Source organism: Nocardioides caldifontis, assembly GCF_008087345.1.
GTDB classification, from domain to species: Bacteria; Actinomycetota; Actinomycetes; order Propionibacteriales; family Nocardioidaceae; genus Marmoricola_A; species Marmoricola_A caldifontis.
In genome coordinates this window covers 59,552-84,497 of sequence record NZ_VHIB01000015.1, presented here as the reverse complement: position 1 = coordinate 84,497, position 24,946 = coordinate 59,552, and the positions used below count along the sequence as shown (strand labels likewise).

Genomic DNA, 24,946 nt, shown 5'->3' with positions numbered 1-24,946 from the left:
AACCCCCATGGTCGAGCTCGTCGTACGACTGGTCTTCTCGCTGGCCGTCGTCATCGGGATGCTCCTGCTGATCGCGCGGTTCAGCGCGAAGCGGTTCAAGGGCGGCGCGAACGCACCGATCAAGGTGCTGCACCGCCAGCCGCTGTCGCGCAGCTCGTCGGTCGCGGTCGTAACCGTCGGGTCGCGGGTGCTGGTCCTCGGCACCACCGAGCAGCAGGTGCAGCTCCTCACCGAGCTGGACCCCGAGGAGCTCGAGGTCATGGACCCGACCCTGGAGTCCGAGCTCGACCAGCTCGCCGCGCCGGTGGTCGCCGCCCCGGCCGCTGCCCCGGCCCCCGTCGCCGCTCGGACCTTCGAGCCGGCCACCTTCGCGCCCGCAGCCGCGCTCGCGGCGTCCGTCGAGGACGCGCCGGTGCAGCGCAAGGCGAAGGTACGCCGGAAGCAGGCCGCCGCTCCCCGTCCGGTTCCTGTCACCGACGGGCCGCTGGCCGGCTCGCTCCTCTCTGCCCAGACCTGGAAGCAGGCCCTCGCCGCGGCGACGGGCCGCGGGATGGATCTTTCGTGACCCTCAGCCACCGTCCGCTGCGACGCGGACCGGCGCTGCTCCTCACCGCGCTCCTCGCGGTGGCGGGCTGGCTCGTGCTCGGCGCGCTCCTCAGCGCGCCGGCCGAGGCGGCTCCCCTGGAGCAGGTGGCGTTCGCCGCCGACACCCCCGGCCCGGAGGGCCCCGAAGGGCCCAGCAGCCCGGACACCGTGACGGTCGAGCTCGAGGGGCTCACCGACAAGCCGAGCACCCCGGTCGTCACGATCCTCGGGCTGACGCTGCTCTCGCTCGCGCCGGCGGTCCTGCTGACCTGCACCAGCTTCACCAAGATCCTGGTGGTCCTCGGGCTCACCCGCAACGCGCTGGGGCTCCAGCAGACGCCGCCGAACCAGGTGCTCGCCGGGCTCGCGCTGTTCCTGAGCCTCTTCGTGATGGCGCCGGTCCTCGGCCAGATCAACGACGCGGGCGTCCAGCCTTATCTCAACGGTGACAAGAAGGCGAGCGTCGCCTTCGACGACGGCATCGAGCCCCTCAAGGAGTTCATGCTCGACAACACCGACGACGGCGAGCTCGAGCTGCTGACCAACGTCGCGGACCGCGAGCTCCCGGAGACCCGTGCCGACGTCTCGATGACCACGCTGGTGCCGGCCTTCATCCTGACCGAGCTGAAGCAGGCGTTCATCATCGGCTTCATCATCTTCGTGCCGTTCCTGATCATCGACGTCGTCGTCAGCGGCGCGCTGATGGCGCTGGGCATGATGATGATGCCGCCGGTCATGGTCTCGCTGCCCTTCAAGCTGCTGCTGTTCGTCATGGTGGACGGCTGGGCGCTCGTCATCAGATCCCTCGTCTCGAGCTACGGGTAGGCCGACATGACCGACTCCGCCATCCTCGACATCGCTCGACAGACGATGTTCGTCGCGCTGCAGCTGTCGGCGCCGATCCTCGTCACCTCGCTCGTGATCGGGTTCGCCATCTCGCTGTTCCAGGCGATGACGCAGATCCAGGAGTTCACGCTCTCCTTCGTCCCCAAGGTGATCGGTGTCGGCGTGGCCCTGATCGTGTCGGGCAACTGGATGCTGCACACCCTCATGGACTTCACGGTCGACCTCTTCGACCGCGTGCCGTCCCTCCTCTCCTGACCCTTCGGACCCCCGGGCAGCCCTGTGACCATCTCGATCGCGGCGGAGCCGGCCATCGGCTACCTCCTCGCCTCGCTGCGCATCGTGGCCTGGCTGGTGGTGGTCCCGCCGTTCGCCGGCCGGACCATCCCGGTGATGGCGAAGGTCGTGCTGTCCGTCGGGCTCTCGTTCGCGATCGCGCCGTCCGTGCTCGAGGCCGGCGTACCGACCGGGACCGTCGAGCTGATCACCTCCGCGGTCACCCAGGTGGCGATCGGGCTGGCGCTCGGATTCGTGGCGATGCTGCTGCTCGCGGCCATCGCAGCGGCCGGGTCGCTGATCGACGTCTTCGGCGGCTTCGCCATGGCCCAGGCGTTCGACCCGCTGGCCATGCAGATGAACACCGTCTTCGGCAAGTTCCACTCGATGCTCGCCACGATGCTGCTCTTCGCGACCGGCGGCCACCTGCTCGTCATCGGCGGGCTGCTGAAGACCTTCGAGCTGCTGCCCCTCGGCGGGAGCCCGTCGCTGGACCTCGGTCCGGAGATGCTGATCACGGCGTTCACGAAGTTCTTCATGACCGCCCTCCAGATCGCGCTGCCGATGATCGCGGTGCTCTTCATCGCCGACATGGGGCTCGCGCTGCTGACCAAGGTCGCCCCGCAGCTCAACGCGCTCAACGTCATGTTCCCGGCCAAGATCGGCCTCACGCTGCTGCTGGTCGGCCTCTCCTTCCCGGTTCTTCCCGAGGCCACCGAGCGGCTCGTGGACCTGGTCAACCAGTCCGCGGCGGCGATCGCTGGGGGAGGTGGCTAGGTGAGCGAGGAGAAGACAGAGGCTCCGACAGCCAAGAAGAAGAAGGACTCCCGCAAGGAAGGGCAGGTCCCCCGCACCCAGGAGCTGGGCGGGTGGTCGACGATGCTCATCTTCGCGCTGCTCCTGGACCTCGCCGCGAGCCGTGAGCTGACGTCGCTGCAGGAGTTCATGGGCGGTGCCCTGCGGGCCGCCCAGAACCCCACCCCCGCCGCCGCGATCGAGGTGCTCGGCCAGGGGTTGACCCACGCCGCCCTGGTGACCGTCGTGCTCGGCAGCGTGATCATGGTCGTCGGCGTCGCGGCGTCGCTGGCCCAGGGCGGCTTCTACATCGCGTCCAAGGCCGTCAAGCCGAAGTGGTCGAAGCTCAACCTGATCCAGGGAGCCAAGCGGATCTTCGGCCCGCAGGCGCTGTGGGAGGGCACCAAGACGCTCGTCAAGGCCTCCGTCGTCGCCCTGCTCTGCTACTCCGCGATCAAGGCCGTCGTGCCGCTCATCGGAGGGTTCGTCCCGCTGGGGGCGACGCTGGAGATCGCCCACGAGCGGATCTCCTCGCTGCTCCGGGTCGTCGCCCTCGCCGGGCTGGTCATGGCCGGGGCGGACTACGCCTTCCAGCGGCGGAAGGTCGGCAAGCAGATCAAGATGACCAAGCAGGAGGTCAAGCAGGAGCACAAGAACAGCGAGGGCGACCCGTTGGTCAAGAGCGCGATCCGCTCCCGCCAGCTAGCCGCGGCCCGCAACCGGATGATGGCCGACGTGCCGCAGGCCGACGTCGTGCTGGTCAACCCGACGCACGTCGCCGTGGCGCTCCGCTACGACCCGGCCGCGGGTGCACCCCGGGTCGTCGCCAAGGGGGCCGGCGCGATCGCGCAGCGGATCAGGGAGGTCGGCGCCGAGGCCGACGTGCCGCTGGTCCGCGACGTGCCGCTGGCCCGGGCGCTCTACACCTCCTGCACGGTCGGACAGGAGATCCCGGCAGAGCTGTTCGCCGCGGTGGCCCAGGTGCTCGCGTTCGTCATCGGCCGCCGTACGCACGGCCAGCGCGGCGGCACGCACGACACGCCCCGCAAGAGCGTCGAGCTGCCCGCCGTACCGCGGGTCAGGCGGCGCCGCCGCGCGACCGCGTGACCCGAGCCGGCGCGTCCGGCCGGCCGAAACCCCTCAAGTCGGGCACCCCACTGCCGATGACTTCCCAGGACACCAGGACGGTGCCCTTCACCTCGCCACGGACGGTCGAGCCTCGCACGTACCCGGAAGGACCGTCCACGTGTCCATGAAGCGGATGACCCAGCTCGGGGTCCCCGTCGGCGTCGTCCTCATCGTGGTGATGCTGGTCGTCCCGCTGCCCGCGGTGCTGCTCGACCTGCTGCTCGCGTTCAACATCAGCCTGTCGGTGCTGATCCTGCTGACGGCGATGTTCGTCAGCAAGCCGCTCGACTTCGCGGCGTTCCCCGCGGTCATCCTGGTGCTGACGCTGTTCCGGCTGGCGCTCAACATCAGCTCGACGCGGCTGGTCCTGACCGACGGCTACGCCGGCAAGGTGATCGAGACCTTCGGTGGCTTCGTGGTCGGCGGCTCGCTCGTCGTCGGGCTCGTCGTCTTCCTGATCCTGGTGATCATCCAGTTCGTCGTCATCACCAACGGTGCCGGCCGCGTCGCCGAGGTCGGCGCGCGGTTCACCCTCGACGCGATGCCCGGCAAGCAGATGGCGATCGACGCCGACCTCAACGCGGGCTTGATCGACGACGAGGAGGCGCGCCGCCGCCGCAAGGAGGTCGCCGCCGAGGCGGACTTCTACGGCGCGATGGACGGTGGCACGAAGTTCGTCAAGGGCGACGCGATCGCCGGCATCATCATCACGCTGATCAACCTGATCGGCGGGTTCGCGATCGGCGTCGCGCAGAAGGGCATGACCCTCAACGACGCGATGCACACCTACAGCCTGCTCACCGTCGGTGACGGGCTGGTCTCCCAGATCCCCGCGCTGCTTCTCTCGGTGGCCACCGGCCTCGTCGTCACCCGCTCGGTGTCCGAGGGCGACATGGGCTCCGACATCATCCGCCAGCTCGGCCAGCACAAGCTGCCGCTGCGGGTCGCCGGCGCCGCCGCCATCGGGCTCTGCCTGATCCCGGGACTCCCCAAGCTTCCGTTCCTCGTCGTCGGCGGCGCCATCCTGCTCGCCTCGTCGCGGATCACCGAGGACGGCGAGACCCCGTCGCCGGAGGCCGTCGCCGCGGCCGAGCTGACCCCGCCGGCGGAGACGCCGGAGGACATGCTCGCGGACACGCTGCTCGACCCGATCGGTCTCGAGCTCTCCGCCGACCTCATCGACCTCGTCGACCCGGCCACCGGTGGTGACCTTCTCGACCGGGTCAAGGCGCTGCGCAAGAAGGTCGCCTCGGACATCGGCATCGTGATGCCGCCGGTGCGGACCCGTGACAACCTCGAGCTGCCGCTCCGCACGTACGCCATCACGCTCTTCGGCGTCGAGGTGGCGCGCGGCGAGGCTCCGCCCGGCACCGTGCTCGCGATCGGCGAGTTCCTCTCGATGCTCCCCGGTACGCCGGTCAAGGAGCCGGTCTTCGGGCTCGACGCCAAGTGGATCCCCGCCGAGCTCCGGGCGCAGGCCGAGATCAGCGGGATCACCGTGGTCGACCGCAGCTCCGTGGTCACCACCCACCTCGCCGACGTCGTCCGCCACCACGCGGCCCGGCTGCTCAGCCGCGAGGACGTCAAGCTGCTCACCGACGTCGTCAAGCGCAGCCACCCCGTCGTCGTCGAGGAGCTCACCGCGCAGCTCAGCCTCGGCGAGGTGCAGCGGGTGCTGCAGGGGCTGCTGGACGAGCAGGTACCGATCCGCGACCTCGTCCGGATCTTCGAGGCGCTGTCGCTCAAGGCCCGCGAGACCAAGGACCCCGAGTCCCTGGTGGAGTTCGCCCGCGGGACGCTCGGCGCCGCCATCGTCCAGCCGCACCTCAACGAGGGCGCCGTGCACGTCATCAGCTTCGAGCCGCAGCTCGAGCAGCGGATGCTCGAGGCGCTGCGCCCGACCGAGGAGGGCAGCGTCGTCGCGTTCGACATGGAGACCGGCCAGGTCGTCCTCACCGAGCTCGCCCGGATGATGGCCGAGGCCGAGAACCGCAACCTCACCCCGGTCGTCGCCTGCGCCCCGCAGCTGCGGCCCGCCGTGCGCCGCATGGTCCAGCCGTCGCTGGGCCGGCTCCCGGTCGTCTCCTACCGTGAGCTCTCCGGCACCGCGCAGGTCCGCTCGGTCGGCGTCGTCACCGGTCGCCTCGCGGCGGTGTCGCTGTGAGCAACCCGTTCTCCGGACTCGTCCTCCTGGGCGCCGGGCTGGTCAGCTCGCCGGCGATCTACGCGGCGGTCGTGGACGGCACGCTGGCGCTCGAGACCGCGCTCGTGCGGTTCCTGGTCGCCTGGGCCGTCGTGTGGGTGGGGTTCTCGGTGCTCGGCTCGATCGGCGACACGTCCGGCTCGGCACAGCCCGAGGTGCCGCGGTCGTTGCCTGCCGTGGACGGGCCGGTGCCGGTGCGCCCCGCCGAGCTGCGGGACGACCCGCCCACCGCCGTCGGCTGAGGCCTGTCGAGCCGCCCCTCGTGGCGCGGAGGCTCAGCCCCGCCGGTCACTCCGGGGCCGGCGTTCTCGTTCCAGCAGGTCCTGGCCGCAGTACCCCTCGTCGTGGCGCTCCTTCAGGTAGTTGCCTCGCAGGTGGTAGTTCTCGAACCCGGGTGCGCACTCACGCTCGTCGAGGTCCGGGAGGGGATCGGCCGAGCTGGCGGCACCCCCCATCCCGCCATCACCAGGATCCCTGCCGTCGTCCAGGCCGCAGTCGCATGTCGTCGCATGACCATGCCTCTCGTCGGTGCTCAAGCAGACCGTCGACGCTAGGTGGCAGATTGTGCACTCGTCCGTGCCGGAGTCCCCCGTCCAGACCGACGTTGTCGCGACGGCAACTCGGTCCGATCGAGTTCTTGGCGGATCAACAAGAACTTGTGGTTTGCCGGATCGGCAAAGAGGTTTGCTATGCGCCCGGCGGGCGTCCACCCTGGTCACATGACGCACATGCACACCCGCGAGGACCCACCCCACGAGCAGCCCGAGATGTTCGAGCCGGACGCGTGGGACGAGCGGTACTCCGGCACGGGATCGATCTGGAGCGGCAACCCCAACCCACAGCTGGTCACCGAGGCGTCCAGGCTCACCCCCGGCACCGCCCTCGACGTGGGGTGCGGCGAGGGCGGCGACGTCATCTGGCTGGCGCAGAACGGTTGGCGGGTCACCGGCGCCGACTTCTCGAGGGCCGGCCTCGACCGCGCCGCGAAGCACGCGGACGACGCCGGGGTCGCCGACAGCGTCGACTGGTGGCAGGTCGACGCCCGGAGCTTCGATGCGGAGGGCCGCGAGTACGACCTCGTCACCACGCACTTCCTGCACCCGCCGGACGGCGGCATGGTGGAGGTGACTCGCCGGCTCTCCGCCGCCGTCGCGCCCGGCGGCCACCTCCTCGTCGTCGGCCACTCACCGTCGGCGCACCACACCCAGCTGAGCGAGAGCCACCGGCGGGCGATGTTCGACGCCGAGGAGCTGCTGCCGGGGCTGCCCGACGACTTCGAGCCGGTGGTCGTCGAGCAACGCCCCCGGACGGTGGTCCGCGACGGCCGGCACATCGACATCGCGGACTCGACGCTGCTCGCCCGCCGCAAAGCGTGATGCGGTCACGCCCGGCGAAGCGCAGCCGCTGATCCGGGCGTCGGGAACCACCGCCACACGACGGCGGACTGGCCGAGTGTCCAGGTGGCGCTGAAGACCCAGTAGGTCAGCAACGCCACCGGCACCGCGCCCGCAGCCAGCAGCATCCCGCCCGCGGAGAGGAGCGGCACCAGCTCCTGCGCCCGCAGCATCGCGTCGGGCATGCCGTCGCGGACGGTGTTCGGCGCCACGAGGTACCGCTGCGTCACGTAGTTCAGCGCCGCCGCGGTCACCGCCAGCACCAGGACCACGCCGACGCCGGAGCCGGCGAACCCGCGCGCGGCCAGCTGGACGCCGAAGACCGTCGCGCCGGCGAACGACGCCACCAGCCCACTGTCCATCGCGCCTACCGGTTGACCGGCGGCGGCGTCGGAGAGCAGGTGGTACAACGCGAACCAGATCGGCAGCTGCACCAGCATCGGCAAGCACCCCCACCGCGACAGGCCGTGCTCGGCGGAGATGCGGCGGCGCTCCTCCATCAGCGCGCGCATGCTGTCCTGGTCGCGCCTGCCACGGTACCGCTCGGTCAGAGCGCGCATCGCCGGCCGCGCCCGGGCCGACGCGTGCGCCTGCTTGACGCCGTGGACGACGAACGGGAGGAGAGCGAGGCGTACGGCGACGACGACCGCCGCCACGGACAGCAACCACGTCGAGCCGCTCGAGGGGTCGAGCCCGAGTGCGGTGAGGGTGGAGTGGGCCGCCCAGACGACGGCGGCGAGGGCATGGGAAATGGGGTCGAGGACAGACACGGGTGCTCCTGGGTGGGATGAAGAAGGGAACGCCGTCAGCTCGCAGGTGCGAGCGTCAGGCGAGCCCAGGAGCGCGCGGACGCAGCGGGTGGTGGACCGGGTCGGTGGCCTGTTCGCTCGGGCGCGGCCACACCTCATCCCCGGTCATCGGACCGACGGCACCGACCCGCAGCACCGCCGACGCGGAGAAGTGATGCCCCAGCGGGAGCAGGGAGAGTGCCAGGACCACCAGCGCCGTACCGCCCGCGCTCGTCGACCCCTCGGCCGCGAGCATCGGCGGCAGGAGCACGGCGAGCACCACGCCGACCGTGCTGACCAGGGAGACCCAGACACGTGCGAGCACGTCGTCGTGGGTGGTGGTCATGGCGCCACTGTACGACGTGGACGTGGTCGGGCCCGTCGTACGTCGAGGTCCGTGCAGGTGCGCGGATGTCGACGCCGAAACCGCCGGATCACGTCGAAGCTCGTTCACGTGAACGGCCCGCCGCGCGACGCAGGGCCGTTGCCCTAGTCCCTCGCGCCGAGGACGCGGAACCGACCGGCCCCGTCCGGGAACATGTGCAGGTTCGGCTTCGCCCACGTGTCGACCCAGTACCCGTACCCCTCGGACGCCATCCAGAAGTGGCGCTGATCCGGACGGGCACGATCCGCCATCACGACCGCGACGTTCCACACACCGCCGGCTGCGCCTCGAGGCACCGCGACCTTCGCGTCCCACCAGCCGTCATAGCGGCTGCCGCCACGCCACGACCCGACGACCGAGCAGGAGGGGAATGAGTAACCGGTGGCCGTGGGTTGCATGAGGCAGACATCGACGCCGCCCACACCGGATCCGACGTCCGAGAGCCGCATCCGCACGTACAAGGCCTGGCGCGATCCTCGTGCGTCGACCACGGTCGACATCAGCGGCTCGGACAGCTCCTCGACCACCGGCGGCGCGACGTCAGGCTCGCGGTCGACGACCTGCAGGCTCGGCGACTCCCAACCTCGCCGGACGGTCTTGTGCTGGCGATCGCGGACGGACAGCTGCACGGTGTACTCGCCCCCCTGAGCCCATCGCGGCACGGTCACAGTCGTCGCCCACCACCCGTTGCGGGCAGTGCCACCGTCCAGCGCGAGCACGCCGTCCCCTGCCGCACGCCCCAGCTCGCTGGGCCCTGCAACCGAGAGCTCGGCCTTTGCCACACCTGTGTCGTCGGTGAGGTGCACCCGGATCCGGACGGTACGGGCGGCGTCGGTGATGTCGACCTTCCCGGCGGACAGCGAGAGCTCGTGGATGCCGGGCGGAGCCACGTCCGCGACGCATCCCCGGACCACGTCCCGGGAGTCGACGCTGCACCAGTTGGTCCCGCTGCCACCGTCGAGGAGGTCACCGCCACCGTCCCCGACCAGGTCGTCGTTCCCGGGGCCACCCAGGAGGGAGTCGGCCCCGGAGCCACCCACGAGCACGTCGGCGCCCGGCCCTGCGAGGACCCGGTCGTGCCCGTACCCACCGTCGAGGTGGTCGGCGCCGGGACCGCCGAGGATCAGGTCGCGCCCCATCGAGTCGGTCACGGTGTCACGCCCGGTCCCTCCGGCGATGCGATCGGCGTCGTCGCCCCCGAGGACGGTGTCATCACCCGCACCCGCTCGTACGACGTCCTTGCCGCTTCCTGCGTCGACGACATCGTCGCCACCACGCGCGACGATCACGTCGTCGCCACCCAGCCCGCAGATGACGTCCCGCTTCTCCGTGCCCACCAGCCGGTCAGCCCGGGGCGTGCCGAGCACGGTGCAGCGGAACCCGTTCGAGGTCTCGGTCGGGCGGGAGGCCGCGTCGGCGCCGACCGCCGGCGGACCGGCCGTCGCCATGCCGGCGGAGACGAGAACGGCGGCGGCGAGCAGGCGCGCAAGGGCCATGGGATGACTCCGGGGTCGAGGTCGCTGTCAGGTCAGCTGGGCTTGGTGACGCCGATGGGGTTGTAGGAGATCCCGGGGAAGACCTTGGTGACGTCCTTGTCGGGGAAGCGGGTGTGGATGAGCTCGGCGAGGACCTGGCGGTAGTCGGTGGTGACGGTGAGGTCGGCGTCGCCGCCGGTGGTGAGGCCGGGCCAGGTGGCGTGGTACTTGCCGCCGTCGATGCCGGCGCCGGCGAGGAGCATCATGTTGCCCCAGCCGTGGTCGAGGCCGCCGTTGCCGTTCTCGACGGTGCGCCGGCCGAACTCGCTGATCGTGGCGATGGTGACCCGGCTCCGCAGCGGGCCGAGGTCGGCGAGGAACGCGGCGAGCGAGGTCGCGAAGGACTCGATCATCCGCTGCATGTTGCCGGAGTCGATCTTGCCGTAGCCGTCGTGGAAGTCCCAGGTGCCGAAGTCGATGGAGACGACTTCGGTGCCGATGTCGGCCTTGATCAGCTTGGCGGTGTCGCGCAGTGCTTCGGCGAGCCCCTTGGCGGACCAGTCGTCGGGGTAGGTCACCCCGTCGGCGGGGGTGTAGGGCTGCTTGCCGAGGGGGGCGAGGGTGTCGACGGTGGTCAGCGCGGACTTCGCGGCGGCGCCGGCGGGGCCGGTGACGCCGGCCCAGGAGCGCTGCAGGTGCTTGACCCGGCGGGCCTGCCACTGCTTGCCGTCGAAGGCGGAGAGGCTGATGTCGGCCAGCGACTCGGTGGCCACGCTGGGGGTGGGGCCCTCGACGAGGGTGGGCGGGGTGGAGGTGCCCAGGTGCACGGTGTCGGAGGCGGTCGGGTTGCCCGAGAGGCCGACCATCCGGTTGACCCAGCCCTGGCGGAGGCTGGAGCCGGGGTCGGCGTCCTCGATGAGCTCCATGGCCTCGAAGTGCGAGCGGTTGGGGGTGGTCATCCCGACCGCGTGGACCGCGGCGAGCTCACCGGAGGCGAAGTACGGCGCCAGCGGCGCCATCTTCGGGTGCAGCCCGAAGTAGCCGTCGGCGGCGACGAGCTGGTTCTTCGGCACCGCGATGGTCTTGCGGGCGGTGGCGTAGACGGGGTCGCCGTGCGGGACCACGACGCCCATGCCGTCGATACCGCCGCGGAAGGAGATCACCAGCAGCACGTTGCCGCCCCGGGTCGCGGCGAACGAGGCCGAGCGGACCGCGTCGCCGAACACGCTGGTGGACACCCCGACCGCGCCGGCGGCCGCGACGCCGCCGAGGAACCGGCGCCGCGAGAGCCGCGCAGCCTTGGCGAACTCCTCGCAGCAGTCACCAGCAGCAGAAGAACCAGGAGAAGTAGTCATCACGTCAGTCATCGGTCTCTCAACGCTCTCGCTTGAAGCGGCGGGGGTCAGCGGTGCAGGTGCTCGGGGCCGTCGAGCAGCACGGCCAGCAGCGGCGGGAACTCCCAGCGGACCAGCCCGCTGTCGGCCGTGATCACCTCGTCGGCCGGCCGGCCGATCGCGTCGACGGCGGCCTCCAGCACGGTCGCCGAGGCGGGGCGCCCGAGGATCGTGCGGGACAGGTGGTCGACGAGCGCGTCGAAGCGGACCGCCGGTGCGGGGAGGTAGGACTCCGGGGTGCGGAAGGTGGCCCGCTGGTTCGGCCACCAGCCGCCGCCCATGTTCCAGTGCATCGCCCAGGAGTTGAGCAGCCGCGTGGTCGTCGCCCAGGTGGACGCCCGGTCGGGCATGCCGTCCGGCCGCGGCCACTGGTAGAGCAGGGTGCTGCTCAGCGTCCACGACAGCGCGTTGGCGAAGGAGGTGTTGCTGGTCGGCGCCTTCGCGACGACGCCCAGGGCCCGCGCGGTGGCGACGACGTCGTCGGCGGGGGTGCGGAACTTCTGCCCGGCCGAGACCTTGAACTCGTCGGTCGCGACCAGCGCCCGCAGGGTCGCCTTGATGTCGGTGTCGTTGTTCAGATAGGCCTGCGCGACCCGGTCCAGCAGCGAGTCCGAGGGGTCGTCGGAGACGAACCGGACCGCGAGCTTGCGGGCCACCCGCCGCGCGGTCGCCGGGTGCTTGGCCAGGTGCCGCAGGTACCGCTCGGCCAGCCCCTCCGCAGCCGCGGCGTCCTTGTTGGCGTCCGTGAACCCCAGCACCGACACCGCGCCGGTGGTGTGCCGCGTCGGGTCGTAGGAGTACTCGAACGTCATCGGCTTGTTCCAGTGCGCCGCGACCGTGTGGCCCGACAGGATCTTCGCCGAGTCCTTCACCATCTGCTCGGTGTAGCCGGCCCCGACACCGACGGTGTGCAGCTCGAGCAGCTCACGCCCCTGGTTCTCGTTCGGGGCGTTCTTCACCGACCGGTAGTTGTTCAGGTACAGCAGCATCGCCGGGTGCAGCGACACCGCGACCAGCAGGTCGGAGAACTTCCCCAGCGCGTGCTGGCGGATCGTCGCGTCGTAGCCGGGGCGGTGCGCGAACGTCGGGAAGTGCTCGGCCTGCACGTGGAAGTGGTTGCTCCACAGCTCGACCATGTTCTCGAACACCGTCCGGCTCGAGTAGATCCGCCGCAGCAGCGAGTAGTTCGACAGGTCCCGGGCGACCTCCCAGGCCGGGTACTCCCCCGCCTGGTCCATGTCCCAGATCTGCTTCGCGGGCCGGAACAGCGACGGGAACCAGTTCGGCACCGCCTTGCCGGTGGCGCTCTCCGGCACCGAGCCCGGGTCCAGCTGCTGCTCGAACCACTCGTCGGCACCGCCCGCCGCCTGCAGCTGCGCGAAGGACTCCGTCGAGAACCCCGTCCCGAGCCGGTTCAGGTAGTGCAGCTCGCGCGCCGTGGGCGTCGTCGACTTCGGCACCTTCACCGGCTTCGGCGGCTTCGGCTTCCTCGTCTTCTTGGGCTTCTTCGGCTTCTTGGGCTTGCGACCCCGGACGACCTTGCCCTTCTCGCGCCGGCGCTGCCGCTTCTTGCCGCGGCGCTTGCGCGGCTTCAGGCGGCTCGCGAGCGGGCGGGCGAGGGACACGATCGTCTGCGTCATGGTCTCTTCATCGGCGTCGGGAAGCGGTGGCTTCAGCGGGTCGTGTGGGCCGGGGAGTCGAGGAGGACGGCCACCAGGTCGTGGAACTCGGTGCGTACGGCGGGGTGGTGGCGGGTCACCACGTCGTCGGGGGTGACGCCGCAGCTGCGGCAGGCCTCGGCGACCAGCGCCTCCGTGGCGGGCCGGCCGAGGAGCCGCCGGCTCAGGTGGTCGACGAAGACGTCGAACCGCAGCCGCCGGCGGGGCAGGAAGTCGGTCGGCTCGAGGAACCGGACCCGGCCGTCGGGGTGGGCGTCGCCGGCCCTCCCCCAATGCAGCCGCCACGAGCTCGGCGTGCGGTTCGCCGACCCCCAGGAGCCGGCGGTGTCCGGAGCACCATCGGGGCGCGGCCACTGGTGGACCGGGATGCTGCCCAGCGACCACGACAGCTCGTGCGCGAAGGAGCGGGGGCCGGTGGGGGCCTCCGCGCGGACGCCGAGCGCCCGGCAGGTGGCCACGACGTCATCGGCAGGGGTGCGCACCTTGCGGCCGGCCGACCCCCAGAACTCGTCCTCGTCGGGGAGCGCGCGCAGCACCGGCCGTACGTCGGTCCCGTTGGCGAGGTAGACCGCGGCGAGCCGGTCGACGAGGTGGCCGGAGGGGGTGTCGGAGACGAAGCGGACCGCGATCCGGTGGGCCACCCGGCGGGCGGTGGCGGGCAGGCGAGCGAGGTGGCGCAGGAACGCCCGCGCGGTCTCCGGGTCCGGCTCCCCGCCCTGGTGGCGGAACCCGAGCACCTCGACGGGACCGCGGTCGGCGGAGCCGGCGTCGAAGGTGGCCGTCCAGGTCGTCGGGACCACGGTGTGGCCGGAGAGCAGCCGGGCCGCCTCGCGCACCGCCGCGGGGGTGGTGGGACCGGCACCCACGGTGTGCAGCTCCAGGAGCGCGCGCGCGTGGTGCTCGTGGGCCTCGCGGGCCGGCGAGCCCCACCCGTCGAGGTAGAGCAGCATCGCCGGGTGCAGGGCGGTGGCGACGAGGAGGTCGTCGAACCGGCCCAGCGCGTGCGCGCGCACCACGTCGTCGTAGGCAGCCCGCTGGGTGAAGGCGGGGATCGAGGTGGACTCGACGTGGAGGTGGTTGCTCCACAGGTCGGTCAGGCTCTCGAGCACCGAGCGGGTGGAGTAGATCCGGCGCAGCAGCGTGCGGTTGGAGAGGTCACGGGCGTGGTCGGTGGCCCGCCGGCAGCCGTCGTGGTGGCGGCGCCAGACGACCGCGGGCTCCTCCTGGAGCGCCGGGAACCACGAGTCGAGGGCCTCGGCGCGGGAGCTCTCCTGCACCGACGCGGGGTCGAGCTGCTGCGCGAACCAGTGGACCGCGCCGCCGGCGCGGCGGAGCTGCGCGAAGGAGGAGGCCGAGAACCCCCACCCGAACCGGTTGAGCAGGTGCAGCTCGCGGGCGGTGGGAACCGGGGTGGAGGCGTGGCCGCGGCGGCCGCGCGCGGGCGGTACCCCGGGCCGGCGCGCGCCTCGGGCGAGGCTGCGCGGAGCGGGACCCGCGATCGCCATGGCGCCCTCCCGTTGCGCGGGGTCGGGCCACCTCCCGGGACCGACCGACGCAGGACATTCTGCCGGGGTCGCGGGACTTTGTACCTAAAATTCCGATTTTGCCGAGGACGGTCCCGGGTGAGGGTTCGCCCGGCGTGTCGCGGGGGACCCTGCCCTCAGCCGTACGCCGGGAGAAGGGACTGTCATGGGGCTCGGACTGGGAATCACGCTGATCGTGCTGGGGCTGGTCTTCGTCACCGGCGTCATCGAGTACGACATCAGCTTCGTCGAGGACCAGACGCTCGGCTGGATCCTGCTCGCGGCCGGCGTCCTCACGCTCGTCCTCGGGCTGGTCATGAACCAGCAGCGCAACAAGACCCGGCACGTGGAGGAGCACCGGCAGGTGTGACGGCGGCCCCCCGGGGCCGCGCGGTCATGAGGCGGGCACCGGAGCGCCCCTCGGGGGCGCGGTGGGCGCAGTCGGCTCGGCGGGCACGGGGTCGCGGTCCCCGCGGACCAGCCCGAGCGGGTCCTCGTAGACCGGGCCGAGGGCTACCGCGCCCGAGGCGGCGGCCTGGACCCCGGCACCGAAGCGGGTGAAGGAGATGTCGACGAGGCCGAGAGTCGTCGTGCGGAGCAGCGCCTCGCGCACGGCGTCCATCCCCTGCGGGTAGCCGGTGAACGCCTGGCCCACCAGGACGACCCGGTCGGGCGCGACCATGTCGCGGACGATCGCGGCGGTCCGGCCGAGCACGGTGGCCCGGTCGAGCAGCAGCCCGTGGGCGGCGAGGTCGCCGCGCCTCGCGGCGACGCGCACCGCGTCGATGTCGGGCTCGGTGACGACGCCTTGGTCGAACGCGCGGCGTGCCAGGGCCTCGTCACTCGCGGTCGCCTCGAGGCAGCCCGTCGCTCCGCAGTGGCAGGGCGTGTCGGAGCCGGTCGGGAAGTGGGCGAGCCGTCCGACCCGCGAGATCTCGGTGCGCAGCTCCTGCTCGTTGGCGAGCGCGAAGCCGGCGGTGTCGCGGGCGTAGACGTACATGGTGCAGCCCGGGAGGTGGGTCCCGCGGGCGACGTACTCCGCCGCGGCGACCGCCGCCACGTGGTCACCGGCCGCGACCGGCAGCCCGGTGGCGAGCTCGAGGCGGCGCCGCGTCTCCTCCATCGGGAGGCCGACGTCGAACCAGGGTGCGACGATGCCGGCGCTCAGCACCGTGCGACGCGGGTGGCGGCGCACCAGCTCGGCCGCCGACCTGCTGACCGCGCCGACGACGTCGTCCGGCGTCGCGCCGCACGCGCCGACCGGGGTCGGCAGCCGGAGCTGGGCGACGGGGCGGCCGGTGAGGTCGACGAGCGCGACGGTGGTCGCGAGCCGGCCCACGTGCACCCCCAGGGAGCTGTAGTGCACCGGGTCGACCTCGACCGGCACCCGGGGCCTCCCGACCGCCCCGGGCTCGACGAGGTCCGGACGCTCGCGGACCAGTCCCTCCTCCACCAGCACGGCGACGGTGCGCGCCACGGTGGCGACGCTCAGCCCGCTCTGCTGCGCCACCTGCTCACGCGGGAGCGGGCCGTGGACCCGGAGGGGCTCCATGACCCGGGTGGCCGTCGGGCCGAAGCGACCGCGGGCGAGGAGGATCATCGGCGTCTCCTATGAAGTCGAGTTAACTACTTGGGTTTCGAACCCTAGACGTTCGGGGCACGGATCGTCCTGCGTGTCCGCGACACGCACCGGGTTTCCTTCTGCGAGCGAGAAAACCTTCCTCGTCACGCGGGCTCCTGTTGTTGAACCGCCCTTCGTGGCGAAGGCAGCCGTTCAGGTGAACGGGCTTTGACGCGATCCGACGGTTTTCGCGTCGACAGCTGCGCACGTGCGCGGACTTCGACGTACGACGCGCCGGGGCCTCGGCCTGGCGCCACGAGGGGCGGCTCAACGTCTCCCGCGCGCGCCGCGAGGGGCGGATCAACGTCTCCCGCGCCCGCCACGAGGGGCGGTCAACGTCTGCCGCCACGAGGGGCGGCTCAACCAGATCCGGCGGTTGTCCGGTCCAGGGGTTGAGCAGAGCCGAAAGACGAGCAACGCTGTAATCATGATTACAAACGAGGCGCGGGAGCGGCTGCGCGGGTGGTTCACCGGCCGGCTCCCCGAGGAGTGGCAGGCGGAGCAGCCCGAGATCACCGTGGACCGCGAGGAGATCACCGTGCTCCTGCACCTGCCCGACGTGGAGCTGCCCGGCGAGGCGAGCGAGGTGGAGCGGGCGGAAGCCCGCGCCGGCAGGGCGAAGGCGTTCCGGGAGGAGACCCGGGACCGTCGCGTGGGCATCGCCCGCGAGGCCGAGCACCGCTACGACCGCAAGGTGTCCTGGGGCGCCGTCCTCGGCAGCGGCGACGACGCCCACCGCGAGCTGTTCACCCACGTCGCGGCGCCGGTGATGACCCGGCTGCGCCAGCCCGAGCGGCTGGTGCTCGACACCCTGGTCGACGCGGGCGTGGCCCGCTCCCGCTCCGAGGCCCTGGCCTGGTGCGTGCGGCTGGTCGGGCGCCACGAGGGTGACTGGCTGGCCGAGCTGCGCGAGGCGATGGGCGCGGTCGCCGACGTACGCCGGAGGGGCCCGGCGGCCTGACCGGGACCCGGTTTCCTGGCGTGGGCACCGGGTAACGGCCCAGGCATGGAAACCGCACCGCTCACCGACGTCTTCAACGCCCCCGGCCCCTTCGCGACCGTCCTCGTGGACGTGAGCCACGAGAACGAGAACGCCGAGCAGGAGCATGAGCTCCGGGTCCGCGCGGCGGTCGACGCGCTGACCGAGCAGGGTGCCGACGAGGCGGTCGTCGGACCGCTCCGGGAACGGCTCTCCGACCTCGTCCACCGCCCCGCCCCCGTGGCCCGGTTGGTGGTGGCGAACGCCGGTGGGGTCCTCCTCGACGAGGTCTCGGGGTTCCGGGTCGAGCAGCCCGTGGCGTCGTACGGCCCCCTCCCCGACCTCGGCCGGTGGATCGACCACCGCGACGGCGTGACCACCTTCGTGCTCGCGCTCGTGGACCACGAGGGCGGCGACGTCGCGGTCTACGACTCCGACGTGCCGGAGCCCGAGGAGGAGACGAGCGCCGGGGGCGAGACCCACCACGTCCACAAGGTGCCGGTCGGCGGCTGGTCGGCGCTGCGCTACCAGCACGTCACCGACAACGTGTGGATCCGCAACGGCAAGGACGTCGCCGCGAAGGTCCGCGAGCACGTCGACCAGGGGATCGAGCTGGTCCTGCTGGCCGGCGACCCGCAGTCGATCGGGATCGTCCGCGACGAGCTCGCGGACGTCCAGGGCGCCACGGTCGTGGTGCTCGAGACGGGCACCCGCAACGAGGACGGGGGCGACGAGGCCCAGCAGCAGGCGGTCCGCGAGGCCCTGATGGCGCAGGTGGTCGAACGCCGCCTCGGGTTCCACCACGAGCTGAAGGACCGGCTCGGCCAGGACCGGGCGGTGGCCACCGGCGTACGCGAGGTCGCCGACGCGTTCGTCCGCGGGCAGGTCGAGACGCTGCTCCTCGACACCGCCGCCACGGCCGAGCTGACCCTGGATCCCGGGCAGCATCCGGGCCTGACACTGGGCCCCGAGCTGCCCTCCGGGCCGGTGCGCGCCGACCAGGCCCTGGTCGCGGCCGCGGCCCTCACCAGTGCGGCCGTCGCCGCGGTGCCGAGCGCGGTTCTCGGCGGCGCCGCCGCCGCAGCGCTGCTCCGGTGGGACCAGTGATGGGGAGCCAGACGCCGGAGTCCACCGACCCGCACGAGCTCCACCAGCAGCCGGACACCGAGGGCGAGCAGCTGCCCGCCCCGGGGTCCCCCGGCTCGGTGACCCCGCGCATGCGCGACGAGCCGGACCACGGCGAGGAGAGCTACCGCGGCACCGGCAGGCTCGCCGACCGCGTCGCCGTCGTCACCGGCGGCGACTCCGGCATCGGCAGGGCGGTCGCGCTCGCCTTCGCACGCGAGGGCGCCGACGTGGTGATCGCCTACCTGCCCGGTGAGGACGAGGACGGTCGGGTCACCGCCGAGCTGGTCGAGGGGGCCGGCCGTCGCGCCCTCACCGTGCCGACCGACCTCACCGAGGAGGCGTCCTGCCGGGCGCTGGTCTCGCGCACCGTCGACGAGTTCGGCCGCATCGACGTGCTGGTGAACAACGCGGCGTACCAGACGGCGCAGCCGGGCGGCATCCAGGACATCACCACCGAGCAGTTCGACCGGGTGGTGAAGACCAACCTCTACGCGATGTTCTGGCTCAGCAAGATGGCGCTGCCGCACATGCCGCGGGGGTCCAGCATCATCAACACCTCGTCGGTGCAGTCGTCCTCGCCGTCACCGGAGCTCCTCGACTACGCCACCACGAAGGCCGGCATCGTGAACTTCACGCGCGGGCTCGCGCAGATGGTCGCCGAGCAGGGGATCCGGGTGAACGCCGTGGCACCGGGGCCGATCTGGACACCGCTGATCCCGGCGACGATGCCGGAGGAGAAGGTCGAGTCGTTCGGCACGCAGACACCCCTGGGTCGCGCCGGCCAGCCGGCCGAGGTGGCTCCGGCGTACGTCTTCCTGGCCTCGGCCGACGCCAGCTTCATCACCGGCGAGGTGATCGGGGTGACCGGCGGGCAGCCCGTGACGATCTGAGCCGGTGCGGGCACCGCCCGCGGTGGCTACCCTCGGCCGATGGGACCGGTCCGCTTCTCGATCAACGTCACCCTCGACGGGTGCTACGACCACACCGCGATGGTCGCCGACGCCGATCTGCACCGGAACGCGACCGAGAGCCTGCAGCGCGCGGACGCCCTGCTGTTCGGCCGGGTGACCTACCAGATGATGGAGGAGGGCTGGCGGTCGCCGGACCCGGCGCTGCCGGAGTGGACGCTGCCGTTCGCCCGGACGATCAGCGCCGCAAAGAAGTACGTCGTCTCCAGCACGTTGGAGGAGCTTGACTGGAACGCCGAGGTCGTCAACGGTGACCTCGGCGAGGTGGTCGACCGGCTCCGGCGCGCGCACCCGGGCGGGATCTTCGTCGGCGGCGCGCAGCTCGCGCAGGCGCTGACCGAGCGGCGGCTGATCGACGAGTACGAGATCGTCGTGCACCCGCGGCTCGCCGGCCACGGCCCGACGCTGTTCGCCGGGCTGTCCAGCCACGTCGACCTGGACCTGGCCGAGCGGGGCGAGCTCTCCTCGGGCGCGGTGGTCCTGCGTTACACGACCCGGCGCTAGGTCACCCCCGCCACGAGGGGCGGCTCAACACCTCTCCGCGCGCCACGAGGGGCGGCTCGACACAACCAGGACGCATATCTGTTCCAGGATGTAGCAGAAGTGCTACATTCCGACGATGGTGTCGGACGACCCGGTGATCGAGGTCCACGACCTCCGCATGCGCTACGGCTCCGTCGAGGTGCTCGACGGCGTCTCCTTCCACGCCAGCAGGGGCGAGGTGCTGACCGTGCTCGGCCCGAACGGCGCGGGCAAGAGCACCACGATCGAGATCCTCGAAGGATTCCGGATCCGCTCGGCCGGCGACGTGCGGGTGCTGGGCACCGACCCGGCACGCGGCGACGAGGCCTGGCGCGCCCGGCTCGGCGTCGTGATGCAGTCGTGGCGCGACCACGGCCGCTGGCGGGTGCGCCAGCTCCTCCAGCACCTGGCCGCCTACTACGTGCCGTACTCGACCCCGGGGTCGCCGCGCCCCATGGACGTCGACGAGCTGCTGGCGCTGGTGGGGCTCGCCGAGCACGCCGACAAGAAGGTCGGCTCGCTCTCCGGCGGCCAGCGGCGCCGGCTCGACGTGGCGATCGGCATCGTCGGCCGGCCGGAGGTGCTCTTCCTCGACGAGCCCACGACGGGGTTCGACCCGCAGGCCCGGCGGGACTTCCACGACGTGGTCCACCGGCTCGCGGACCTCGAGGGCACCACGATCCTGCTCACCACCCACGACCTGGCCGAGGCCGAGAAGCTCGCCGACCGGATCCTCATCCTGGCCGGCGGCCGGATCGTCGCCGACGGCAGCGCCGCCGAGCTGTCGCGCCAGGTCGAGGGGCGCACCGAGGTCCGGTGGAGCCGCAACGGCGAGTTCTTCGTGCACGCGACCGACGCGGCCACCGCGTTCGTCCGCGAGCTCTTCGCCCAGTACGGCGAGGAGGTCGCCGACCTCGAGGTGAGACGGGCGACCTTGGAGGACAGCTACATGGCCCTGGTGCAGAGGTTCGAGTCCGGCGAGCGCGATGCGACCGCCCAGGGCTTGGAGGTGGTCCGATGAGGAGCCCGACCGCCGACCCGGTCGTCGTGGCCGCCCGGCTCGGGGTGCGCCGCGGCTTCATCGAGATGGCCCAGAGCCTCACCAACCGCGCCGACCAGGTCTGGATCGTCACCGTCAACGCGGCGTTCGTCGCGGTCCTGTGGTTCCAGCGCGACTCCGACCTGTCAGGCACCGGGTTCTCGCTGGCGCTCGCCACCGTCCCCGGGCTGATCGGCATGAACGTCGCGATGGGCGGCTGGATGGCCACCGCCCAGACGCTCGCCGTGGAGCGGGAGGACGGGACGCTGCTCCGGGCGAAGTCGACGCCCAACGGGATGGTCGGCTACCTCGTCGCCCGGGTGGTCCTCGCGATCCTCGGCACGCTGCTGGGGCTGGTCATCTTCGTCGTCGCGGGGCTGTTCCTGGTGCCCGGGGTCGCCGACGTCCCGCTGCGCGGCTGGCTGATGCTGCTCGCGGTCTTCCTGCTGGGGATGGCGGCCACGATGCCGTGGGGCGCGATCGTCGGCGCCCTGGTGAAGTCGTCGGGCGCGGGGTTCGGCCTCAGCTTCCTGCCGATGGTCGTGCTCGTCGCGATCTCCGGCATCTTCTACCCGATCACCGGGATGCCCGACTGGGTCCAGCCGATCGCGCTGGTCTTTCCCGTCTACTGGTTGGGCGCGGGGATGCGCGACGCGATCCTGCCCGAGTCCGCCGCTGCGGCCGAGCTCGGCGGCGAGTTCCACACCTGGGAGACGTTCGCCGTCCTCGGGCTGTGGGGCGTCGTCGGCCTCGCGCTCGCCCCACGGATCCTGCTGGCGATGGCGCGCAAGGAGTCCGGCTCGGCCGTCGAGAGCCGCAAGCAGGCCGCCCTGCAGGCGTGGAGCTGACCGGTGGCCCTGGGCAACGACACCGTCTACAACCGCATCGCCATGCTGCGGGCGGAGCGCGGGATCTCCCGTCGCCAGCTGGCCGACGCGCTCGACGTGCACTACCAGACGATCGGCTACCTCGAGCGCGGCGAGTACAGCCCGAGCCTGCACCTCGCCCTACGGATCGCGGAGTTCTTCGAGGTCCCCGTCGAGGTGGTCTTCTCGCTGAGCCAGTTCCCGCGGCTGGGCGGCCGGACCGCCTGATCCCTGGAGGAAGTCGGCGACCGCCTCCGGCTGCGCGAGCGCGAGCAGGTGGCCGCCGGGCACGACGGTGAGCGCGAGCCCCAGCCGCTCCCGGGCCACGCGCTGCTGGAGCTCCGCGGGGAAGAGCCGGTCGTCCGCGCCGGCGAGGCCCCGGGTCGGCACCTCCGGCCAGCGCTCCAGCGGCCAGGGGTCGCCGAAGGGGCGCTCGGCCTGCCGCGGCTCGCCCCGCCGCATCGCCTCCTCCACGACCTCGGCGGGCACGTCGTGGAAGAAGTCGCCCATCGGGTCGAACTCCGGCGGGCGCCCCTCCGCCGCCGCATGCCGGGCCGCGGCATCCTCCTGCCCGACGGCGTCCCACCACTCCCCCGGCGTCTCGCCCGGCGCCGGGACCATGGCGTTCACGAGCACGAGGTCGACTACGTCGAGCCGTGTCGCGGCCATGCTCGCGGCGTAGGCGCCCATCGACTGGGCGACCAGGGTCACCGGTCCGTCAGGCGCCGCGTCGACCACCGCTGCGGCGTACTCCTCGAGCCCGGCGCCCTCGTCACCTGTGGGCAGCGTCACCGCGACCGCGCGGTGGCCGCGCCGCTCGAGCAGGGGTACGACGCGGCTCCAGTACCACTGGTCCCCGCCGGCGCCGGGGACGAGCACGAAGGTCCTCATGCGCTGTGGACGTGCCGGCCGCCGCGGAATCATCGATCAGCTCGAGCTGCACCTCGGCGGCGCCGCGAGGGTGCCGTTCGAACTGATCCGGCACCGCGAGGTTGTCCGCCACGTCCCTGGGTAGCTTCGAACACATGAGCGAAGCGAACGAGAACCCGAAGACCTCCGGTGCGGCCGCGAAAGACCCCGACCAGTGGGTGACCGGCGACGAGCCGGCCACCGCGAGCCAGCTGTCCTACCTGCAGACGCTGGCCACCGACAGCGGCACCGAGGTGCCCGAGCGGCTCAGCAAGGCCGACGCGTCACGGCTCATCGACGAGCTCCAGGACGCCTCACCGCGCGTCGAGGGTGGGTGACCCCTCGACCAGCCCGACCCGGTCGTGCAGCCACCGCAGCGGCCGGGGGGCCCACCAATTCCAGCGCCCCGCCATCGTCATCACCGCCGGCACCAGCACCAGCCTGACCAGGGTCGCGTCGACCGCCACGGCGACCGCGAGCCCCAGGCCGACCTGCTGGACCGGGGCGAACCCGCCGAGCAGGAAGGCGCCGTAGACGACCACCATCAGCAGCGCGGCGGCGGTGATGATGCCGGCGGTGCGCTGCAGCCCCTGCTCGACGGCCAGGTCGGTGTCGCCGGTCTGCCGGTGGGCCTCGCCGATCGCCCCGAGCAGGAACACCTCGTAGTCCATCGAGAGCCCGAAGGCGATCCCGAGGACGAGCACCGGGGTGGTGATGCTGAGGCTGCCCACCGCCTCGGTGCCGAGCAGCCCGGCCAGGTGGCCGTCCTGGAAGACCCAGACCAGCGCGCCGAAGGCGGCCGCCAGGCTCAGGGTGTTCATCAGCAGCGCCTTGACCGGCAGCAGCACGGAGCCGGTGAAGAGGAAGAGCAGGACGAACGTGCCGGCCCCGAGCACGACGAGCATCAGCGGCAGCCGGTCGCGGACCATCGCCCCGTAGTCCACGAGCTCCGCGGCGGGGCCGGCGACCAGCGTCGTCCCGGGCGAGGGCAGCGACCGGACCTCCTCCACGACCTGACGGGCGACGGCTCCCTGGGTAGGGCCGGACGGCAGGAGGTCGACGACGGTGAGCCCCGGAGTGCCCTCGCGCAGCCGTGCCGAGGCCACCCCGTCGACGTGGGCCAGCCGGTCGGCGTACGCCGTGGCCTCCTGCCGGCCGAGCTCCTCCCGGACCACGACCGTGACCGGCTCGGTGGTGACGCCGGGCAGGTGCCGCTCGGCGGTCTCCACCAGCTGGCGCGAGTCGGAGGACTCCGGCAGGGACCGGGCGTCGGGGTCCTCGAACGTCGCGCCGAGGAAGGGCACGGCGGTCAGCCCGAGCACGGCGGCCGCGGCGAGTGCCGCCACCACCGGGGTACGCCGGACCCGGCGCGCCCACCCCGCCCAGCGGCCCGCACCGCGCGGGGCCGGGGCGGCCTTGATCCGGCGGCCGAAGACCCGTAGCAGCGCGGGGACGAGCGTCGTCGCCGCGGCCACGTCGAGGAGCACCACCGCCAGGCTGGCCGCGCCCATCGAGCTGAGGAACGGGTCGGCGAAGACCAGCAGCCCGGCCAGCGAGACCGCCACGGTGAGCCCGGAGAAGACCACGGTGCGGCCGGCCGTCGCGAACGTCGTGCCCACCGCGTCGGCCGGCGACGAGCCGAGCCCCAGCTCGCGCCGGTAGCGCGAGACCACGAGCAGCGCGTAGTCGATCGCGAGCCCGAGCCCCAGCATCGTGACCACGTTGACCGCGTAGACCGAGACGTCGGTCAGCGCGCTCACCGCCAGGAGCGTCAGCAACGTGCCACCGATCGCGGTCAGCGACGCGAGCACCGGCACCGAGGCGCCGGCGATGCCGCCGAACAGCACGACCAGGATCAGCAGCGCGACCGGGAGCGAGACCGCCTCGGCGGTGGCGAGGTCCTTCGCGGCCTGTTCCTCCATCTCCAGGTCGAGCAGCGGCCCGCCGCCGACCTCGACGGAGCCGACGTCGGCACCACGCAGCAGCCCGGCCGCCTCCTCGGCGACCTCCTCGACCTCGGCGCCGCCGAGCTCGACCGAGACCAGGGCTGCGGTGCCGTCCTCGGCGGCCGGGAGCCGGTCGGCGCTCCACGGGTGGGCGACCCCGGCCACGCCCGGCAGCCCGGCGACCTCGGCCGCGACCCGCTGCACCTCGCCGCGGAGCTCGGCGGGGTCGTCGTCGACGAGCACCGCGCTGATCGTGTCGCCGGAGGGCGAGGCGGCGTCGACGAGCTCCTCGGCGCCGGTGGCCTCGCTCCCCGGCAGGTCGCCGGCGTCGGAGGAGAGCCGCTCGAAGAGGGCGGGCGCGGACAGCACCCCGCCGACGAGCACCGCCACCCAGCAGGCGACCACGACGACCGGGTGCCGGTGGCACCAGCGGGACAGGCGGGAGAGGACCATGGCGGGCTCCTTGGATCGGACGGACGGCCCGACGCTAGGTGCGCGGC

General features: G+C 72.4%; 27 protein-coding genes. 17 read left to right on the top strand and 10 right to left on the bottom strand.

From position 1 onward, the window contains the following. Positions 1 to 7 precede the first annotated feature (7 nt). From FIP57_RS20805 to FIP57_RS20775, 7 genes are all read left to right on the top strand, one after another. Positions 8 to 565, top strand: a complete 558-nt coding sequence (locus FIP57_RS20805; protein WP_148575474.1) for a FliO/MopB family protein — start codon at positions 8 to 10, stop codon at positions 563 to 565. After that, positions 562 to 1,410, top strand: a complete 849-nt coding sequence (fliP, locus tag FIP57_RS20800; protein ID WP_238993640.1) for a flagellar type III secretion system pore protein FliP — start codon at positions 562 to 564, stop codon at positions 1,408 to 1,410. The genes FIP57_RS20805 and fliP overlap by 4 nt, the downstream gene beginning before the upstream one ends. Positions 1,411 to 1,416: 6 nt before the next feature. Continuing rightward, entirely contained in the window at positions 1,417 to 1,686 is a 270-nt protein-coding gene (fliQ, locus tag FIP57_RS20795; protein WP_148575473.1) for a flagellar biosynthesis protein FliQ, read from the top strand. Positions 1,687 to 1,710: 24 nt separating this feature from the next. Next, a complete protein-coding gene (locus FIP57_RS20790) occupies positions 1,711 to 2,481 on the top strand; it encodes a flagellar biosynthetic protein FliR (protein ID WP_148575472.1) in 771 nt (256 codons plus the stop codon). Next, entirely contained in the window at positions 2,482 to 3,606 is a 1,125-nt protein-coding gene (locus tag FIP57_RS20785) for an EscU/YscU/HrcU family type III secretion system export apparatus switch protein (protein ID WP_148575471.1), read from the top strand. It begins immediately after the preceding gene. 145 nt (positions 3,607 to 3,751) lie between these two features. After that, the gene (gene flhA, locus FIP57_RS20780) at positions 3,752 to 5,791 is read left to right on the top strand and encodes a flagellar biosynthesis protein FlhA (protein ID WP_203231385.1); all 2,040 of its coding nucleotides are present in this window, start codon (positions 3,752 to 3,754) and stop codon (positions 5,789 to 5,791) included. Continuing rightward, on the top strand, positions 5,788 to 6,072 hold the full coding sequence (locus FIP57_RS20775) for a hypothetical protein (RefSeq protein WP_148575469.1): 285 nt from the start codon (positions 5,788 to 5,790) through the stop codon (positions 6,070 to 6,072). Before flhA ends, FIP57_RS20775 begins: the two co-directional genes overlap by 4 nt. A 33-nt stretch (positions 6,073 to 6,105) precedes the next feature. Here FIP57_RS20775 and FIP57_RS20770 read toward each other — a convergent pair whose 3' ends face one another. After that, positions 6,106 to 6,285 (bottom strand): hypothetical protein, encoded by a 180-nt coding sequence (locus tag FIP57_RS20770; RefSeq protein WP_148575468.1) that lies wholly within the window; start codon positions 6,283 to 6,285, stop codon positions 6,106 to 6,108. Between the two features lie 264 nt (positions 6,286 to 6,549). On the opposite strand from FIP57_RS20770, the gene FIP57_RS20765 reads away from it, so the two are divergent. Continuing rightward, complete coding sequence (locus FIP57_RS20765; protein WP_148575467.1) at positions 6,550 to 7,206, top strand: class I SAM-dependent methyltransferase; 657 nt, start codon at positions 6,550 to 6,552, stop codon at positions 7,204 to 7,206. Positions 7,207 to 7,211: 5 nt separating this feature from the next. Here FIP57_RS20765 and yidC read toward each other — a convergent pair whose 3' ends face one another. From yidC to FIP57_RS20735, 6 genes are all read right to left on the bottom strand, one after another. Further along, positions 7,212 to 7,994 (bottom strand): membrane protein insertase YidC, encoded by a 783-nt coding sequence (yidC, locus tag FIP57_RS20760; RefSeq protein ID WP_162529907.1) that lies wholly within the window; start codon positions 7,992 to 7,994, stop codon positions 7,212 to 7,214. 55 nt (positions 7,995 to 8,049) lie between these two features. Further along, the gene (locus tag FIP57_RS20755) at positions 8,050 to 8,358 is read right to left on the bottom strand and encodes a hypothetical protein (protein ID WP_148575465.1); all 309 of its coding nucleotides are present in this window, start codon (positions 8,356 to 8,358) and stop codon (positions 8,050 to 8,052) included. A gap of 143 nt (positions 8,359 to 8,501) precedes the next feature. After that, positions 8,502 to 9,893, bottom strand: a complete 1,392-nt coding sequence (locus FIP57_RS20750; RefSeq protein WP_148575464.1) for a calcium-binding protein — start codon at positions 9,891 to 9,893, stop codon at positions 8,502 to 8,504. Positions 9,894 to 9,925: 32 nt separating this feature from the next. Beyond that, complete coding sequence (locus FIP57_RS20745; protein WP_148575463.1) at positions 9,926 to 11,239, bottom strand: DUF1501 domain-containing protein; 1,314 nt, start codon at positions 11,237 to 11,239, stop codon at positions 9,926 to 9,928. A gap of 35 nt (positions 11,240 to 11,274) precedes the next feature. Continuing rightward, the gene (locus FIP57_RS20740; RefSeq protein ID WP_148575462.1) at positions 11,275 to 12,906 is read right to left on the bottom strand and encodes a DUF1800 domain-containing protein; all 1,632 of its coding nucleotides are present in this window, start codon (positions 12,904 to 12,906) and stop codon (positions 11,275 to 11,277) included. A 32-nt stretch (positions 12,907 to 12,938) separates the two neighbouring features. Beyond that, positions 12,939 to 14,450: a DUF1800 domain-containing protein gene (locus tag FIP57_RS20735; RefSeq protein ID WP_148575461.1), complete on the bottom strand. Its 1,512-nt coding sequence runs from the start codon at positions 14,448 to 14,450 to the stop codon at positions 12,939 to 12,941. 184 nt (positions 14,451 to 14,634) lie between these two features. Between FIP57_RS20735 and FIP57_RS20730 the strand changes: the two genes are divergently transcribed. After that, entirely contained in the window at positions 14,635 to 14,838 is a 204-nt protein-coding gene (locus tag FIP57_RS20730; protein WP_148575460.1) for a DUF6458 family protein, read from the top strand. Positions 14,839 to 14,862: 24 nt separating this feature from the next. Here FIP57_RS20730 and FIP57_RS20725 read toward each other — a convergent pair whose 3' ends face one another. Next, on the bottom strand, positions 14,863 to 16,068 hold the full coding sequence (locus FIP57_RS20725; RefSeq protein ID WP_148575459.1) for an ROK family transcriptional regulator: 1,206 nt from the start codon (positions 16,066 to 16,068) through the stop codon (positions 14,863 to 14,865). Positions 16,069 to 16,516: 448 nt separating this feature from the next. Here FIP57_RS20725 and FIP57_RS20720 point away from each other — a divergent pair, with 448 nt between their 5' ends. The 7 genes from FIP57_RS20720 to FIP57_RS20690 all read left to right on the top strand — a co-directional run bounded on the left by FIP57_RS20720 (position 16,517) and on the right by FIP57_RS20690 (position 21,819). After that, entirely contained in the window at positions 16,517 to 17,050 is a 534-nt protein-coding gene (locus FIP57_RS20720) for a hypothetical protein (RefSeq protein WP_148575458.1), read from the top strand. A gap of 45 nt (positions 17,051 to 17,095) precedes the next feature. Beyond that, entirely contained in the window at positions 17,096 to 18,175 is a 1,080-nt protein-coding gene (locus FIP57_RS20715) for a baeRF2 domain-containing protein (RefSeq protein WP_148575457.1), read from the top strand. Beyond that, entirely contained in the window at positions 18,175 to 19,086 is a 912-nt protein-coding gene (locus FIP57_RS20710) for a glucose 1-dehydrogenase (protein WP_148575456.1), read from the top strand. Before FIP57_RS20715 ends, FIP57_RS20710 begins: the two co-directional genes overlap by 1 nt. 39 nt (positions 19,087 to 19,125) lie before the next feature. Then, positions 19,126 to 19,668 (top strand): dihydrofolate reductase family protein, encoded by a 543-nt coding sequence (locus tag FIP57_RS20705; RefSeq protein WP_148575455.1) that lies wholly within the window; start codon positions 19,126 to 19,128, stop codon positions 19,666 to 19,668. Positions 19,669 to 19,783: 115 nt separating this feature from the next. Next, positions 19,784 to 20,707, top strand: coding sequence for an ABC transporter ATP-binding protein (locus tag FIP57_RS20700; RefSeq protein WP_148575454.1), 924 nt, complete (start codon positions 19,784 to 19,786; stop codon positions 20,705 to 20,707). Beyond that, positions 20,704 to 21,573, top strand: a complete 870-nt coding sequence (locus FIP57_RS20695) for an ABC transporter permease (RefSeq protein ID WP_148575453.1) — start codon at positions 20,704 to 20,706, stop codon at positions 21,571 to 21,573. Before FIP57_RS20700 ends, FIP57_RS20695 begins: the two co-directional genes overlap by 4 nt. 3 nt (positions 21,574 to 21,576) lie before the next feature. Further along, the gene (locus FIP57_RS20690) at positions 21,577 to 21,819 is read left to right on the top strand and encodes a helix-turn-helix transcriptional regulator (RefSeq protein WP_238993639.1); all 243 of its coding nucleotides are present in this window, start codon (positions 21,577 to 21,579) and stop codon (positions 21,817 to 21,819) included. On the opposite strand, the gene FIP57_RS20685 is transcribed toward FIP57_RS20690, so the two are convergent. Continuing rightward, positions 21,733 to 22,482 carry an alpha/beta fold hydrolase gene (locus FIP57_RS20685; protein ID WP_148575452.1) on the bottom strand — a complete coding sequence of 250 codons (750 nt, stop codon included), beginning with the start codon at positions 22,480 to 22,482 and terminating at the stop codon, positions 21,733 to 21,735. The genes FIP57_RS20690 and FIP57_RS20685 overlap by 87 nt on opposite strands. Before the next feature lie 134 nt (positions 22,483 to 22,616). On the opposite strand from FIP57_RS20685, the gene FIP57_RS20680 reads away from it, so the two are divergent. Next, complete coding sequence (locus tag FIP57_RS20680; protein ID WP_148575451.1) at positions 22,617 to 22,838, top strand: DUF3072 domain-containing protein; 222 nt, start codon at positions 22,617 to 22,619, stop codon at positions 22,836 to 22,838. Here FIP57_RS20680 and FIP57_RS20675 read toward each other — a convergent pair. Next, positions 22,815 to 24,899 carry an MMPL family transporter gene (locus tag FIP57_RS20675; RefSeq protein ID WP_148575450.1) on the bottom strand — a complete coding sequence of 695 codons (2,085 nt, stop codon included), beginning with the start codon at positions 24,897 to 24,899 and terminating at the stop codon, positions 22,815 to 22,817. The genes FIP57_RS20680 and FIP57_RS20675 overlap by 24 nt on opposite strands. Positions 24,900 to 24,946 lie beyond the last annotated feature (47 nt).

Bases quoted from the DNA above. Each gene is read 5' to 3' on its own strand.
- FIP57_RS20740 (WP_148575462.1), bottom strand. From the start codon at position 12,906: ATGACGCAGACGATCGTGTCCCTCGCCCGCCCGCTCGCGAGCCGCCTG.
- FIP57_RS20685 (WP_148575452.1), bottom strand. From the start codon at position 22,482: ATGAGGACCTTCGTGCTCGTCCCCGGCGCCGGCGGGGACCAGTGGTAC.
- fliQ (WP_148575473.1), top strand. From the start codon at position 1,417: ATGACCGACTCCGCCATCCTCGACATCGCTCGACAGACGATGTTCGTC.
- FIP57_RS20730 (WP_148575460.1), top strand. From the start codon at position 14,635: ATGGGGCTCGGACTGGGAATCACGCTGATCGTGCTGGGGCTGGTCTTC.
- FIP57_RS20720 (WP_148575458.1), top strand. From the start codon at position 16,517: ATGATTACAAACGAGGCGCGGGAGCGGCTGCGCGGGTGGTTCACCGGC.
- FIP57_RS20700 (WP_148575454.1), top strand. From the start codon at position 19,784: ATGGTGTCGGACGACCCGGTGATCGAGGTCCACGACCTCCGCATGCGC.
- FIP57_RS20725 (WP_148575459.1), bottom strand. From the start codon at position 16,068: ATGATCCTCCTCGCCCGCGGTCGCTTCGGCCCGACGGCCACCCGGGTC.
- FIP57_RS20765 (WP_148575467.1), top strand. From the start codon at position 6,550: ATGACGCACATGCACACCCGCGAGGACCCACCCCACGAGCAGCCCGAG.
- FIP57_RS20805 (WP_148575474.1), top strand. From the start codon at position 8: ATGGTCGAGCTCGTCGTACGACTGGTCTTCTCGCTGGCCGTCGTCATC.
- FIP57_RS20755 (WP_148575465.1), bottom strand. From the start codon at position 8,358: ATGACCACCACCCACGACGACGTGCTCGCACGTGTCTGGGTCTCCCTG.
- FIP57_RS20710 (WP_148575456.1), top strand. From the start codon at position 18,175: ATGGGGAGCCAGACGCCGGAGTCCACCGACCCGCACGAGCTCCACCAG.
- FIP57_RS20745 (WP_148575463.1), bottom strand. From the start codon at position 11,239: ATGACTGACGTGATGACTACTTCTCCTGGTTCTTCTGCTGCTGGTGAC.
- FIP57_RS20735 (WP_148575461.1), bottom strand. From the start codon at position 14,450: ATGGCGATCGCGGGTCCCGCTCCGCGCAGCCTCGCCCGAGGCGCGCGC.
- FIP57_RS20770 (WP_148575468.1), bottom strand. From the start codon at position 6,285: ATGGGGGGTGCCGCCAGCTCGGCCGATCCCCTCCCGGACCTCGACGAG.
- FIP57_RS20695 (WP_148575453.1), top strand. From the start codon at position 20,704: ATGAGGAGCCCGACCGCCGACCCGGTCGTCGTGGCCGCCCGGCTCGGG.
- FIP57_RS20680 (WP_148575451.1), top strand. From the start codon at position 22,617: ATGAGCGAAGCGAACGAGAACCCGAAGACCTCCGGTGCGGCCGCGAAA.
- FIP57_RS20750 (WP_148575464.1), bottom strand. From the start codon at position 9,893: ATGGCCCTTGCGCGCCTGCTCGCCGCCGCCGTTCTCGTCTCCGCCGGC.
- FIP57_RS20715 (WP_148575457.1), top strand. From the start codon at position 17,096: ATGGAAACCGCACCGCTCACCGACGTCTTCAACGCCCCCGGCCCCTTC.
- FIP57_RS20675 (WP_148575450.1), bottom strand. From the start codon at position 24,899: ATGGTCCTCTCCCGCCTGTCCCGCTGGTGCCACCGGCACCCGGTCGTC.
- FIP57_RS20705 (WP_148575455.1), top strand. From the start codon at position 19,126: ATGGGACCGGTCCGCTTCTCGATCAACGTCACCCTCGACGGGTGCTAC.
- flhA (WP_203231385.1), top strand. From the start codon at position 3,752: ATGAAGCGGATGACCCAGCTCGGGGTCCCCGTCGGCGTCGTCCTCATC.